At 74.8% G+C, this 238-nt stretch carries 1 protein-coding gene; it reads right to left on the bottom strand.

Translation table 11 applies throughout. The features are described 5' to 3' along the window. The coding region (locus AC0I8G_RS26175) for an FCD domain-containing protein (protein ID WP_471732540.1) at positions 1-238 on the bottom strand (238 nt) is incomplete at both ends.

The raw sequence follows: 238 nt of genomic DNA on the forward strand, positions 1-238 counted from the left end.
TCGCTGCGGCACGGATCCATCGAGGAAGAGGTCAGTGCGTGAAGCAGCGCGGAGCTGAAGTGGGACCTGCTGCGGTGCAGGTGGACGTGCACGGCGGGGGCGGCCAGGTCGGCGTCCCCGAGGGCGATCGCCTCGGCGATGTGCTGGTGCTCGGCCGCCGCGGCCGACAACCGCGCCGGGTCGGGGCGGGCGAGGCGACGGATGCGCACCAGGTGGGTGCGGACCGCGGCGAGCGCGT

The organism is Kineococcus sp. AC630 (assembly GCF_979255925.1).